Below are 13728 nucleotides of genomic sequence, written 5' to 3'. Positions count from 1 at the left end.
GCCCCGAATTGTCGAGGCCTTTATGTTACTTAAGTGTAACTACTTGTTTGACAAGCTATATACGTAAGCAGCTATCACGTGAACCTTCTCTTCACCGAGAACGTTTTTCCACGTAGGCATCACGCCACCGCGACCATGGGTAATGGTCTCTTCGATGACGCCGCGGCTGCCGCCATATAACCAGATGTTGTCCGTCAGGTTAGGGGCACCCATGAGCTTATTGCCCTTGGCGTCCATACCATGACAGGCGAAACAACCCTTCATGAAGGAGGCTTGGCCTTGTGCCGCCTTGGCCGCATCGTGTTCACGACCGGACAAGCTAACGACATACTCAGCCAGGGCTGGAATTTCGCTGTCGGCGATAGGTAAACCACCCTTGGGCGGCATCATGCCGTGACGACCATTCATTATGGTTGTCTTGATGGTTGCCAGATCACCGCCATAGAGCCAGTCGTTGTCGGTCAGGTTAGGGAAGCCCTTGCTGCCGCGCGCGTCTGAACCATGGCACTGGGCACAGTTTTGCAGGAATAAACGGCCACCGACTTTCAGCGCCTCTTCATTCTTGACTAACTCTTCCAGCGGGGTTGCCGCGTAGGCCGCAAAGATAGGACCAAACTTGTCGTTAGCATGTTTGACTTCTTGGTCATACTGCACCCAACGGCCTTCTTTAACGGCTAACTCGGTAGCTGCCTTCGATTCTGCTATCGACACCACACCCTGGTTGGAACTGCTCCAGCCCAGCAGGCCTTTGTAGTTACCCAGGCCTGGATAGAGGGCCAGATAGATCAAACCGAATACTATCGTGATGTAGAACATATAACTCCACCATTTAGGCAGTGGGTTATTCAGTTCTTCGATACCGTCAAAGCTATGACCCATCGACTTGCCTTCTTCTACACCTGTGGTGTTCTTGGAACACAACCTTAGCAGAATCAGACAACCGGCGATGACGATCAAACTGAGAACGGAAATCCAAATACTCCAGAAGCTGGTCATTACTTATGCTCTCCTGAGTCCTTAGTAGCCTTGCTGCCTTCTTCATCAGAAAACACAAGGTTAGCCGCTTCGTCGAATTGTTTCTGACGACGCGAGCTGTATGCCCAAGCAAATATACCGACGAAGGTCAGCATTACAATGATGGTAATAATTCCTTGCAATGTGCCGTAATCCATAAATTTGCCTCCTTATTTGAGTGCAAGACCCAAAGACTGCAGGTAAGCGATCAGGGCCTGAAGCTCTGTTTTGCCTTCGACAGCTTTCTGAGCGCCAGCAACTTCTTCATCTGTGTAGAGATCATGTCCCTTGTAACCGCCTTTATGCAGGTTACGCAGTATGGTCATCTTGTCACCGGTCAACTTGCCATCGAGCTTGTTCTCGGCCAACCAGGGGAAACCTGGCATGTTTGACTGAGGCACAACGGCGCGGGGATCCATCAGATGAACTTCATGCCACTTGTCGCTGTAACGACCACCGACACGCGCCAGATCCGGACCAGTACGCTTGGAACCCCATTGGAAAGGGTGATCCCAAACGGACTCGCCGGCGACTGAGTAGTGACCATAGCGTTCTGTTTCGGCGCGCAGTGGACGTATCATCTGACTGTGACAGTTGTAACAACCTTCACGGACATAGATGTCACGGCCTTCGATCTGCAGGGCAGTGTAAGGCTTCAAGCCTTCGACGGGCTCAGTGGTATCTTTCTGGAAAATCAGCGGGGTGATTTCCACCAAGCTACCGAAACTGATAGCGATAACGGTGAAAATCCCTAACAGACCGATGTTTTTCTCGACTATCTCATGATTAAATTTCATCGAGTCTGCTCCTTATGCCGCTTCTGCTTCAGCCAATGCTGGCAGCGTATTATCAGGGGCCTTAACTGTACGGATCACGTTATATGCCATGATCAGCATACCTGTGAGGAAGAAACATCCTCCGATGAAACGTACAAAGTAGAATGGATAAGAGGCTTCCAATCCTTCCACAAAGCTGTAAGTCAGGGTGCCGTCGGCGTTAACCGCGCGCCACATCAGACCTTGCATCACACCCGAGATCCACATGGCAACGATATACAGCACTGTGCCGATAGTCGCTAACCAGAAATGCACATTGACTAACTTAGTGCTGTACATGCGGCCGTGGCCGAAGAGTACCGGGATCAGGTGATACAGAGAACCGATAGAGACCATGGCAACCCAGCCTAGCGCGCCTGAGTGTACGTGTCCTATGGTCCAGTCTGTGTAATGCGACAGGGCGTTAACCGTCTTGATTGCCATCATAGGGCCTTCGAAGGTAGACATACCGTAGAAAGACAGAGAGACAACCAGGAAGCGCAGCACAGGGTCGGTACGCAGTTTATGCCAGGCACCCGACAGGGTCATGATACCGTTGATCATGCCACCCCAAGAAGGTGCGAACAGGATCAGTGACATCACCATACCCAGTGACTGGGTCCAGTCTGGCAGGGCGGTGTAATGCAAGTGGTGTGGACCGGCCCAGATATACAATGCAATCAACGCCCAGAAATGGACGATAGACAGACGGTATGAATAGACGGGGCGACCGGCTTGCTTAGGCACGAAGTAGTACATCATACCCAGGAAGCCCGCAGTCAGCAGGAAGCCTACCGCGTTGTGGCCATACCACCATTGCACCATGGCATCTACGGCGCCGCCATACACTGAGTATGACTTCCACAGGCTGACCGGAATCGCCATGGAGTTCACTATGTGCAATACGGCCACGGTGATAATGAATCCACCGAAGAACCAGTTAGCCACATAGATATGCGACGTGGTTCGCTTGATTATGGTACCGAAGAACACCGTCGCGTAGGAAATCCACACTATGGCGATTGCGATATCTATGGGCCATTCCAGTTCGGCATACTCTTTAGCCTGGGTGATACCCAGAGGTAAAGTGATGGCTGCCGCGAGAATGATGGCTTGCCAGCCCCAGAACGTAAATGCAGCCAATTTAGGTGCAAAGAGTCGGGTTTGACAGGTGCGTTGAACAACATAATAGGATGTGGCAAAAAGGGCTGATGTACCGAACGCGAAGATCACCGCATTGGTATGTAATGGTCGCAGGCGACTATACGTAAACCAAGGTGTATCGAAGTTCAGCTGTGGCCAGATTAACTGAGCCGCAATTAACACACCGACTGACATACCAACAATACCCCACAAAACTGTGGTTAAGGCAAATTGGCGGACAACGGTGTAATTGTAATCAGCGCCTGTAGGCTGGGAATGGTTCATCATTTGCTTCCACTGCTTATTACTTTTACATATAGTTTTAGTAAAGACGGGCTTTACCTGTTATTTTTGGTACAAAAAAGCCACTCAAATAAGTGGTGTTCCTGTGCCAAAGCGATAATCCGTAGGTTCTGAGGTGAGCCTAAGGACGCTTAATAATACTGTAGACCCATGGAAAAAGATACCTGAGAGGCCAATAGAAAGTTGATCTGGATCAAGCGGCTACATAGAATGTTAACACGTTGCCATATAAGGTCATTTTTTGTGCTTAACCGATATTTTTCGCCGATTTTTTATGCATCATTATTGCTGTCTGCCGCCGGCTGTGACCGGGTTCAAGAAGCGACCGAAAATGCGATCGCCGACACGCAAATAAGCGATCCTTCGTTCTGCCAATTTGCCGCCGGCAGCTGTCGTAAAACCTTGGACGGGGTCGAATTGCAACTGGCAATATCCCCCGTCGATGCACCGAGCGAACGGCCGCTGCAATTATCGCTTATGGCATCAGAGCCAATAACCGAGGTGCAGGTACGACTCGAAGGCCGCGACATGTTCATGGGGATCATTCCTGTTAAGCTGGAACAAGTGTCCGGGACTCAATACAGTGCCGATGTGATCTACGGCTCCTGCAGCAGCGGCTATATGGTATGGTCGGCATTCGTCAGTTTCGACTACCGGGGCAAGATGCATACCTTGGTGTTTGATTTCCTCGCGGACAATGACGCCTGAGCCAAGCTTAAATCTGCTGACGGCTTGGCATCTTACTCACTGTCTGTTCGCTAACCTGTGCATTCACCCTATGCAACGGCTCTAAATCGCATGCTTGCTATTGATAATTATTCTCATTAAGGTATCTTATTATCTGGGCCGCGGGCAGAGCCTTATTTTGAGGATTGATTGTCTGGCCCCATTCCAGGGTTGTTCTCAGGACTCGTTTTCAGGGCTTTTTTCAGGACTCATTTTAGGGCTTTTTTCAAGGAAAGGGAGGGCAGTGCGATGCAAACCAGGATCAACTTAAGCATAGCGGCGGATACACTCGCCAGATTGATTGCCCAGGGACACCTGTGTGCCGCCGACTTCGGTTGTCTCGACGCCGGATCCAAGCACCAGGTATGGCAGATGTGCCTCAACCACTGCCGGCAGTTGGGAGCATGTGACCTTTGTGGTGCTTGTGAGCATGACCCGGCTCACCGGCGTCATGACACTCTCTCTGACAAGGGCCAAGGCGCCCATCATCATGCCTCCCGCATCGCCTAGCCTGGTTATCCTGGCCGCGCCATGCCAGACTCAGGGGCATAGCCAAAATATGCTTATCGCTCTGGATGATTAAGAGCTATCATATTGAAAATACTTGCTTATAAATCATGCTATCGCTAAGGCCCAGCAATCTCATTATGTCATACCCACCCGTCATGCCGCTGTTCGATACCGTCGACAGCATTCAACTGGGCAACTGCCATGTGAATCAATACCTGACCCAAGTCAGCCTCAATAAGGTGACAGATGCCGGCCTGGTGATGGAGCACGCCACCGACTGGTTGTATGAGCAACAACACAACGAAAATAACTACAAGGCCTACAGGAGTGAGCTGACGACTTTCCTGCATTGGTGCTTCGATGTTGCCGCCATGTCGCCGACGGCGCTGACCCGCAAGGATATGGGCCGTTACGTGGATTATTGCCGCCAGCCGCCACAAGAACTCATAGGCTACTTCAATGTGGCCCAGTTCAAAGATGACAAGGAGACCCGGGACAGACGCCCCAATCCCCAATGGCGGCCCTTCGTCGGCAAGAAAATCCTCGGTCAGGAGCAGGCCTACAGCCTGAGCGACAATGCCCTCAAGACCAAGATGGCGATCCTCTCTTCCTTTTATAGCTACCTGGTTGGCGAGGAATACTGCGAGCGCAACCCGGCGCAGATCTGGCTCAATCACAGTCGTTTCTCCGGCAAGCGCCAGTTTCGCGCCCCCGACGACGAAGACAACTGCCAGGCATTTACTCAGCTGCAATGGTCCTATGTGATCGGCTGCGTGACGCAGCTGGCCGAGCAGGAGCCGGAGCTGCATCAGCGCAGCCTGTTCCTGGTGAAGCTCATCTATTGCTGTTACCTGAGGGTCTCAGATGTCTCGGCCCGCGCCGGTTATGCCCCTGTGATGAGCCAGTTCCGGCAGAATCGCGACACAGGTATCTGGAGTTTTCACATCCCCCAGAGTAAGGGCGGTAAACGCCGCAGCGTCGCCATCTCCAAGGCGCTGCTCGACGGTCTGGTCGAATACCGTCGCTTCCTCGGCCTGTCCGACTATCCAGCGGCGAACGAACAACAGCCCTTATTCGTGCGTCACAGGGCGGCGGGGCGGGGCCGTGATGCCGGGCTGCTGAACGCCAATCTCGGGATTCGTCAGATAAGAGAAGAAATTCAGCAGCTTATCCTATTGGCGGCCGCCGAGGCCGAAGCCGATGGTTTCGCGCAGGACGCGATAGAAATGCGCAAGCTGACCGCCCACAACCTGCGCCACACTGGGATCACCCACGACATCAACATCAACCGCCGCCCCTTGTCCCATGTGCAGGCCGATGCCGGCCATGAGAGCATAGACACCACCTCGCAATACCTGCATACCAGCCAGATAGAGAGGCACGAGAGTGCCTACGGCAAACCCCTGGATCGGCTGCAGGGGATAGATTGATGGGGAAGGGTGATGACGTCAGCATTGTTGATATGGCGAATGAGCCCAAACGCGAGCTACTATTCAGGCAATAGCGGTGGTTTCAGGCCGTTTCCTCTGGTTTTCCAACTCTATAGTTCACTGGCGTATGCAATTAATCAATAGTTCCAGCAATGGATTAAGTTCTTCAATCGAAGGGGAGTTCATCGAGCATATCTTTGATATAAGTCATAATATCCAGGGTGCTAAACCAACCCAATTGCGCTTCATCTTGCTGTTCGCCACTCGGAAGGTATGTCGATACCAGCTCTATGCTAGCAATCAGCCTTGCAGTACAAAGGCTCATATTCTGTCCTCAATGGCCGAAGTGCAATATCAAGCGGCATAGCAAACATTGGCTGGTTTGATGCTTGGATGTTCGAGCCTGGATGAATCGCAAATAGCGCCAAATTGGTTGCAGTCGCCATGTTTGGGTTGCTCGGGAAGCTGCATGGGTTAATGCCGATAATGTGACTTATCGGCATCAAGAGGCGGATCGGATTTGCTTGCTATACTCTAGCTCTACACACGCCGGCCTTGGCTAGACGGAGTTGTTTATGGAAACCAGAGAGCAAATGAAAGCAGACAAGCACATTGCCTTGCTCAATCAGGAACTCTACCCGGTCACATTCGAGCGGGATCCCTATGATCCGCTGCGGGAAGACCCGGTTTGCTTCGGTATTGCCTATTGTGGCGGCAATTATCGTCTGGAAATCACCCACAATGCCTGGGTTATCGAGAGTGTATTGTTAGGGCTGCATGTTGAAAAAGCCGCGGCACTGATGAAATCGAACCCAGGAAAAACGGTCGTCTTGGATTCGGTTCCGGCTGGCAACGAAGTCAGCATCAAACTCAAGATTAGTTCGTAGCTTTTGCGGTTATCGGCTCAAGCCGCTGACAGTTAAAGCCACTGGCAGTCCAAGGTTGCTGGCAGTTCAGAGTTCAGGCTGTCAATTCAAGATAAGCTAATCCATCGGCTGCGATACTTACCAGCTTGCTGTCACTTGGCGGCATGTCTGAAGCCGGCCAGCGCTGGGAAGCACATTGGCGCATAGTCAAACTCATTCTTTGTCATCAGAGTCGGTTTGTTATCAAAGCCACAGCAGGCTCGAATCTTGAGTCTGCTGTGCAGCAATGAATGAGCCTGATGAATGAATTCAAGCCAAAGTGTTGGGTACAACGTGTTGGGTACAACATGGCTACTGAGCCCATGGCATGCGTGAGTTGTATGTTCAGTTGTATGCTTACCGGATATATGGCAGGCTCGGCTAGAAGCAATGCCAGGCAATCCCGCTAATTTCTAGCATTGTTTAACATAAGCATCTTTGTGCGCACAATGTATATTATGTTAAATTTGATCTGATTAAGATTTAGTACATATGTGCATTCTTGCCCTCTCTAGATCAATACCTTACATGAGAACCGTCGTCATTTGACTTAGCGAAATCTCTACACGTATATTCGTACATCAGACACAAATCTACGAGTTGCAAGTAGTTCATGTACAAAGTTGAAAATTGTAATGGCGAGTTTTACTGCTTGCTGGATGTGTTGACCACTATGCCCCCATTGTTGGCGCTAAGGTGGTCTGAAGAAGAGTTAATACAGAAAGCTCTCGGAACTCAGAAGTCTTATCTTGATTCGCTCAAACTGTTTTACGATTTCTGGTTGGCAAAACACGGTGTCTCTCTCGATTTCTCTTTTCATCAAAGTGACTATCGTGATGTTGAAGCTCTGACCCATGAGTTGCAGCCGTTCTGGGATTACCTCCTCGCTGATAAGCAAATTTCCAATGTGGTGATGCTTCCAGCGCCGACCTCCAGGCAACGCGATCTCGCAAAGAAAAAGCGAACCGCCGCCAAACATTGCCAAGTTGTATGCAATTTCATTTCGTACCTTTCTGGTGCTTATCTAACGACAGCGTACCGCGATGAAGATCCACTATTACTTAGGCGGTACCGGACAGATGTACATCTACGACTTAAAGACGCTACGAGCAAGTTTGCTAAATGGCAGAAATCCAGCAAAAAGTCTTCTGCTAATGACTCACTCAGTAGTTTGACCTCTCGACAATATGAAGACTTTATTCGTGTGCTTATGCCGGATGTTATGAAGCCTTCCCATGTCAAATTACCTGATGGTAGTACGGAGGTCTGTTTCTCCTTGGTCAATAAGAACGAGTTCAACCCAATAGTCAGCTATGAAGTGCAAATGCGGAATTATCTTCTGACCACCCTCCTCGTTCGATACGGCTTAAGGATCGGAGAGTCACTGTTGCTGCGAAAGCAATCCTTCATGCCATTGCGTTCAGACTCCAGCAAAGCCGAAAATTTGGATATCCTTGGCCATTTGCTCATGACCTACTTGCAGAAATTGAAACTGAATAATAATCTTGATCAGATCTTATAACCGTTTTATTGATGCGAGTTTTGAAACCTTGGTAGCTCTACATAATTACAACTGCTCATTACATTTATTTAACTAAGTGATACATATAGAATCAATAGTGATGATATATGGAGTGTGTATGTGTTTCTATTTTACACTCGTTATTAATATCTATACATGTGTATTCACTTGTCTCCAATTCAAAAGTTTGTCAAATACCTTCCTAGAGACAAAAGTGTTTGCATGCTATAATAAAGTATAAAAAGTAAATATCGACTTAGCATCTAAAATAAATCTTGATTTAATAACGTTCCCTCTTGAGTGGTGTCTTAATAAATGTTATTATACAATTATGGATGCTAGGAGTGTAATCACTCCATTAGATAATTCATTTATTTACCTGCCTATATTCCTCGAACAAATTCAAAAAATCACTAAAAATTCCACCAACAGGAAAGGAGGTTTTATGCCTTAGATTTTTATTTTTAATAATATTAAATAACACTAATTTAAAAGGAAATCATAATGCTCGTTAACAAAATAAAAACCATATTAAAAAGTAGATCTAATCAGTTAATCATAGGCGAATATCACCAAGATCCCCATCAGCAAGAAAAATGGTTGGCAAGCTCGGACTATCAGGAACTAGAGGTGCACAAACTATCAAACAACATTGCTTTTTATGTTTTCGGTGAAGAAAGCTATTGTAATGAATTAAAGCTAGTGCTGAATATAAATGACATTTCAAGCGAAGTTGCTGCTAAAGAGTACCTTATTGCGTGTTGCAAAGATATTTATAAAGCAATCGCAGAGAAGTCATTACCCTCAGATGTTGAAAGCTTTATTAGGTTTACTAAACAGAGCAAAGAAACTCTGTTAAAATGTACAGGAGATTTTAGCATAATTATTAACTTTCTACCGTTTACACATAGTGACATTGATGGCTATGAAATTCAATTTATAACAAAAATTGAAAAGCATTAGTAAGATTTACTTGCTCAGAACTTTTATGACCATTATCTAATTTATTAAGTATCTGTGTTAGGGAAGATGCGAATAAGATCCAGATGTGAGATCTTCGTGTAGTGACCTCCCCCTGGATGAGAATCCAGATGAGCCAGGAACTGACATTTGCCGACAGTGGGCTCTCCAGTAATCGTCGCCAGACCCGCAAAGAAGACCTCCTTGGTAGGATGGGTGACATACTCCCCCAGGGTAAACTACTTGGCGGTATCGAGCCTGTTTATCCGAAGGCCGGTAATGCTCTCAGGCCCTATCGCTGGAAACCATACTGCACATTCACTACATGCAGCAATGGTACAACCTGAGCGATGAGGCCATGGAAGATGCCCTCTATAAATCGCCTCCATGCGCCAATTTTCCCGCCTGTCACTGGATAAAGGTATTCCAGACCGCACCACTATCATGAATATCGGGCATTTTATGGAGTTGGAAAATCAAGTCATAGGATGTCGAAAAGAAGATTTGGGGTGTCATGTAGGGAGAAGCTGACTACTCAATAGCAGTTTCCCTCATTCAGCAATATGGAATGGATGCAACCGACGGGCTGGCAGTTCTTGACATATATAATTAAAACTTCTTGGGGAGAGGACATTGGTGCATGTAATAAAGCAAGTGTTGAAGAGCCAAAGAGCAACATTCATTTGGCTTCTTTATTGAAGGCGTCTAACATCAAACCAAATCATTTTGCTAACGCAAATTCGGGGAACGACCAAAACTAAAAACTATTGGGTGCTGATCCCCGGGGCTTTGTTAACGAACTCGGAAGTTAAAATCTGATCGAACATGAATTTGGCAACGTCTTCTCGAGATATCTTCAAGTTATGCTTAACGTGCCCATATAATCCGACGTTTAAGCGATTGGAGGCTGGAATACTCTTTAACAGCGCTACGCGAACCATCGTCCAATTCAGCCCAGAAGCCCGAATTGTCTTTGCCATTCCCACGATATCCTTATATACCTTTGGCATCGTGAACTTTATAAGCTGAGCTGGTAACCAAATCTTCATATCAATACCATCATCAGGATCAACAGCTGTACCGGTAGAGATAGCGACTAATCGATCGAGCCCTTCTAGCTTCATCGCCGAAATGATAGCGTCTGTTGCCTTAGTAATTGGAATTCCGTTCGGGTGAGGAATATTCGCCGGCCCCAACGCGGAAAGAACCGCATCCGAATCTCGGATGGCCTCTCGTAGAAGGTTTTGGTTTGTAAAGTCCCCCCTCACAATCTGGACATCAGGATGTTCAAATTGGCTGTTGGACCGAGCGAAAACAGTGATTTCAAAACCGCGCTTTAATCCTTCCTGGATTAAGTAAATTCCTGTTTTTCCGGTTGCTCCAAAAAGCGTAATTTTCATTTACAGTAACCTCAGACTATTCAATTGACTTGTAATTGGTGGACGTTCGAGGCTTTTCCCAATTGTATCGTCGGGGAATCTGAAGCTCGCACGCCACCGAGCTTTATCATCGAGAGCTGTCGATAAGCATTCCTCCATCAGGGTTTAAACTGTAACCCGTCAGGAATTGCCCATCCTTACTAGCAAGAAATAGAACCACTGGAGCAACGTCTTCTTCTGGAGAACCATAACGGCCTAAAGGGCTAGTAGATGGAGGTATATCAACTTCATCTCCCCATGTCTGCGCTACGGGGAGGACGTTGTTCACCGTAATATTGTCGTTCGCCCATTCGCGCGCCGCGGTTCTTGTCAGAGCGCGGACGGCCTCTTTGGCCATGTTGTAGGGACAGTATCCCGATAGACCGACAACCCCAGCCATGGAACCAAAATTGATAACACGGCCTTCTCCAGCGGCCTTCAGATGTGGGTAAGCAGCTTGCATGAATCTTAGATAGGCGATTGGGCCTATCTCAAAGTTACGCTGCAATTGCTCTACTGAGAGATCAATTACAGAAGAAAAGGGTACGGTGGGATCAAACGCGTTGTTGACAAGAATATCGATCTTTCCATATTTGTCGACGACTTCCCTCACGGTGTTATCAATTTGACTGGCATTACCAATATCACACACGATTCCCATCGCGGTGCCACCTTTGGCTTCAATATCTGCAACTACTTCATCAATGCTTTCCTGTGTACGAGAAACTACCGCAACTTTGGCACCTTCCGCTGCAAAAAGCTTGGCTGTGGCTCGGCCAATACCGCGACTAGCACCTGTGACAATGGCTATTTTGCCTTCGAGTCGATTCATATTAATTTTCTCCGATTTCAATAATTTAATATGGCTTGCGTCTTAGGCCAAGTAAGGCGATTTGTTTGCACGTGCATAGTTTTGAGTGAAGAACGAGCTAAACAGAAGACACAATCCAACAACAGCTGGAACAGATCCTATACCTTCACCAGCATTGACATGCGCAGAGATGGCCAGAAGCAGATGGAAGAACATACCTGCATAGGCAAGATCACTAAGTGCCACTCGGAATCGTGACACAACAGCAACTACTGCCAGTATTTTCACTGCAATAAGTACAGGTATAAGATAAGTGGGGTAACCGAGCGCCTCAAACGCTTGGCGTACTTTTTCTCCCTGGGTTATATAAAATGTTGCAGAGGTCAGATAGAGCAGGCTTAAGAGCACTGTACTGAACCAATAAAAGTAACTGCGATTCATGTTGATTTCTCCTGGTAAATCTTTTCAGTATGGGATGCTTTTTCCCGTCGATACTTAGCCAAATGATACACATTTTTAATGTCGCGCTATGGCTTATATCGATATTGTCAGCTAATATGAATATCCGCAAGTAGGATGAAAAAACGAAGGTAAGTATGAATAACCAGACTAATGAGTGTGGAAGCAACATGCACGAGGAAATGCGCAGGGCATTTGCTCTAGTCTCAGGGAAGTGGAAGCTGGAAATTCTTTGGCTTCTAAATCAGCGTATGCACCGTTTCGGAGAACTGCGCCGCGCGATTCCAGGCATTACACAACACATGTTGACGGCCCAGCTTCGTGAACTAGAGGAGGATGGGTTAGTATCACGTACGGTCTTCGCCGAAGTACCCCCGAGAGTCGAATATGAAATCACTCAGAAGGCTCGTGGGCTGGGGCCGACGATGGAAGCGCTGACAGCATGGTGGCAGATTTATGGGGGTACCATACCGAAGCGACCTGCGGGTCGAGGACGCAAGGTAAAATAGGGGCGGAGTGGCGCTAGGTACCCGCCTAATAAGGCCGCTTCGGATTGTTGATTATAAGAATTAAGTAACGCTCATTATCTGGCATTTTTCATTAATGTCATGTTTGTTTAGATGTACTAGCTCAGCCATGTAATAGCCTATTTTAACGAATCGTACTGGAGCTATTTCAGGCTCCAGACGAAAAGCCATGAGTATCAACTTACCGAGGATAATCCGGGATCAATGCCGGTCGCAGCGATGGATACATCCCAGAGCCTCTGTGCGAGTGTAGGATCTATTGCATCAGTAGAGCGTGGAGCTTCACCGGCCCCCCCCCTAATACCACGAAAACCTTTAGGTCCGTAGTAACCACCTGGTTGAATAATGCCGGTGGCAGCCTGAAGCGTAGGCCATGCTCCTTTGTCAGCACTATTGAGTAGAATCCCTGCAATTGGATTGAGAATTTGGAGAGCTCCCATGTAACGCCCAAGACTCGTTGATGCTATACCCGGATGGCAACCCACAGCAGTAATTGGAGAGTTGGCGGCTCGCAATCGCCTGTCCAGCTCGAAGAAGAAGAGTGCATTAGCAAGTTTGCTTGCTGCATACCGCTCCATTCTCTTGTAGCTCCTCTCCGCATTGAGATCGTCCCAGTCAAACCGAGCCCCTTTGTGCGCCACGCTGGAGGTTATGACAACGCGCGATCCAGGCGTTTCACTCAGTTTGGTTAGCAGCAATGACGTTAGCGCAAAGCACCCCAAGTGATTCACACCGAACTGCAGTTCAAAGCCTTGTTTGGTACGCATCAACGGTGGAGCCATTACGCCGGCGTTGTTGATGAGTGCATCCAAACGAGGTTCGAGGGAAGCGCGCTTAGCCGCTGCCTGAATGCTGGATAGATCCGCAAAATCGATGAGTAGAAACGCTAGGTCCGCGTTTGATGTGATTTGCCGGATGCGGGCAATCGCCTCCTGCGCCTTAGTCTTGTCCCGACAAGCGAGCAGCACACGAGCACCACGTTGCGCCAGGGCCCTTGCTGTCTCGAAGCCAACACCAGTATTTGCACCTGTAACAATGAAACATTTGCCTGATTGATCTGGCACGTCGTTTTCAGTAAAGCCTGTTGATTTCAAAATAGTGATTCCTTCTATGGTGAGGCAAGTTCAACGGTGGAACCTTCACGCCAATGATCTTGGCGGTAAGATTAGGAATGGCTGCGATCCG

16 protein-coding genes and 1 pseudogene are annotated in these 13728 nt (G+C 48.1%); 8 read left to right on the top strand and 9 right to left on the bottom strand.

Features of this window, described 5'->3' with window-relative positions:
• Window positions 1-39: 39 nt before the first annotated feature.
• From ccoP to ccoN, 4 genes are read right to left on the bottom strand one after another with little or no spacing between them, the layout of a single operon-like run.
• Window positions 40-996 (bottom strand): cytochrome-c oxidase, cbb3-type subunit III, encoded by a 957-nt coding sequence (gene ccoP / locus LZP73_RS14290; RefSeq protein ID WP_234235669.1) that lies wholly within the window; start codon window positions 994-996, stop codon window positions 40-42.
• On the bottom strand, window positions 996-1172 hold the full coding sequence (locus tag LZP73_RS14285) for a cbb3-type cytochrome oxidase subunit 3 (protein ID WP_169562573.1): 177 nt from the start codon (window positions 1170-1172) through the stop codon (window positions 996-998). The genes ccoP and LZP73_RS14285 overlap by 1 nt, the downstream gene beginning before the upstream one ends.
• Before the next feature lie 12 nt (window positions 1173-1184).
• The gene (gene ccoO, locus LZP73_RS14280) at window positions 1185-1811 is read right to left on the bottom strand and encodes a cytochrome-c oxidase, cbb3-type subunit II (protein WP_234235668.1); all 627 of its coding nucleotides are present in this window, start codon (window positions 1809-1811) and stop codon (window positions 1185-1187) included.
• A 12-nt stretch (window positions 1812-1823) separates the two neighbouring features.
• Complete coding sequence (gene ccoN / locus LZP73_RS14275; RefSeq protein WP_234235667.1) at window positions 1824-3260, bottom strand: cytochrome-c oxidase, cbb3-type subunit I; 1437 nt, start codon at window positions 3258-3260, stop codon at window positions 1824-1826.
• Between the two features lie 258 nt (window positions 3261-3518).
• Here ccoN and LZP73_RS14270 point away from each other — a divergent pair, with 258 nt between their 5' ends.
• From LZP73_RS14270 to LZP73_RS14260, 3 genes are all read left to right on the top strand, one after another.
• Complete coding sequence (locus LZP73_RS14270) at window positions 3519-3983, top strand: hypothetical protein (RefSeq protein ID WP_442800746.1); 465 nt, start codon at window positions 3519-3521, stop codon at window positions 3981-3983.
• 267 nt (window positions 3984-4250) lie between these two features.
• Entirely contained in the window at window positions 4251-4511 is a 261-nt protein-coding gene (locus LZP73_RS14265; RefSeq protein WP_234235665.1) for a hypothetical protein, read from the top strand.
• 137 nt (window positions 4512-4648) lie between these two features.
• Entirely contained in the window at window positions 4649-5941 is a 1293-nt protein-coding gene (locus LZP73_RS14260; protein ID WP_234235664.1) for a tyrosine-type recombinase/integrase, read from the top strand.
• A 166-nt stretch (window positions 5942-6107) separates the two neighbouring features.
• Here the strand turns inward: LZP73_RS14260 and LZP73_RS14255 are convergent, their stop codons facing one another.
• Window positions 6108-6266, bottom strand: coding sequence for a hypothetical protein (locus LZP73_RS14255; RefSeq protein ID WP_234235663.1), 159 nt, complete (start codon window positions 6264-6266; stop codon window positions 6108-6110).
• A 250-nt stretch (window positions 6267-6516) separates the two neighbouring features.
• On the opposite strand from LZP73_RS14255, the gene LZP73_RS14250 reads away from it, so the two are divergent.
• The 4 genes and pseudogenes from LZP73_RS14250 to LZP73_RS14235 form a co-directional block, all read left to right on the top strand.
• Entirely contained in the window at window positions 6517-6828 is a 312-nt protein-coding gene (locus tag LZP73_RS14250) for a hypothetical protein (protein ID WP_234235662.1), read from the top strand.
• A gap of 631 nt (window positions 6829-7459) precedes the next feature.
• Window positions 7460-8368: a hypothetical protein gene (locus tag LZP73_RS14245; protein WP_234235661.1), complete on the top strand. Its 909-nt coding sequence runs from the start codon at window positions 7460-7462 to the stop codon at window positions 8366-8368.
• A 504-nt stretch (window positions 8369-8872) separates the two neighbouring features.
• Window positions 8873-9331, top strand: a complete 459-nt coding sequence (locus LZP73_RS14240) for a hypothetical protein (protein WP_234235660.1) — start codon at window positions 8873-8875, stop codon at window positions 9329-9331.
• Between the two features lie 128 nt (window positions 9332-9459).
• A pseudogene (locus tag LZP73_RS14235) lies at window positions 9460-9796 on the top strand (transposase); the annotation flags it as partial.
• Between the two features lie 296 nt (window positions 9797-10092).
• On the opposite strand, the gene LZP73_RS14230 reads toward LZP73_RS14235, so the two are convergent.
• The 3 genes from LZP73_RS14230 to LZP73_RS14220 all read right to left on the bottom strand — a co-directional run bounded on the left by LZP73_RS14230 (window position 10093) and on the right by LZP73_RS14220 (window position 11998).
• Entirely contained in the window at window positions 10093-10728 is a 636-nt protein-coding gene (locus tag LZP73_RS14230) for an NAD(P)-dependent oxidoreductase (RefSeq protein ID WP_234235659.1), read from the bottom strand.
• Window positions 10729-10834: 106 nt separating this feature from the next.
• Window positions 10835-11578: an SDR family NAD(P)-dependent oxidoreductase gene (locus LZP73_RS14225; protein WP_234235658.1), complete on the bottom strand. Its 744-nt coding sequence runs from the start codon at window positions 11576-11578 to the stop codon at window positions 10835-10837.
• 42 nt (window positions 11579-11620) lie between these two features.
• The gene (locus tag LZP73_RS14220) at window positions 11621-11998 is read right to left on the bottom strand and encodes a DoxX family protein (RefSeq protein WP_234235657.1); all 378 of its coding nucleotides are present in this window, start codon (window positions 11996-11998) and stop codon (window positions 11621-11623) included.
• Window positions 11999-12153: 155 nt separating this feature from the next.
• Between LZP73_RS14220 and LZP73_RS14215 the strand changes: the two genes are divergently transcribed.
• Entirely contained in the window at window positions 12154-12525 is a 372-nt protein-coding gene (locus LZP73_RS14215; protein WP_326490353.1) for a winged helix-turn-helix transcriptional regulator, read from the top strand.
• A gap of 194 nt (window positions 12526-12719) precedes the next feature.
• Here LZP73_RS14215 and LZP73_RS14210 read toward each other — a convergent pair whose 3' ends face one another.
• Complete coding sequence (locus tag LZP73_RS14210) at window positions 12720-13637, bottom strand: oxidoreductase (RefSeq protein WP_234235656.1); 918 nt, start codon at window positions 13635-13637, stop codon at window positions 12720-12722.
• Window positions 13638-13728 lie beyond the last annotated feature (91 nt).

This window comes from Shewanella sp. AS16, from assembly GCF_021412365.1.
In the GTDB taxonomy this organism is placed as follows: domain Bacteria; phylum Pseudomonadota; class Gammaproteobacteria; order Enterobacterales; family Shewanellaceae; genus Shewanella; species Shewanella salipaludis.
This window is presented reverse-complemented; position numbering and strand designations above follow the sequence as displayed.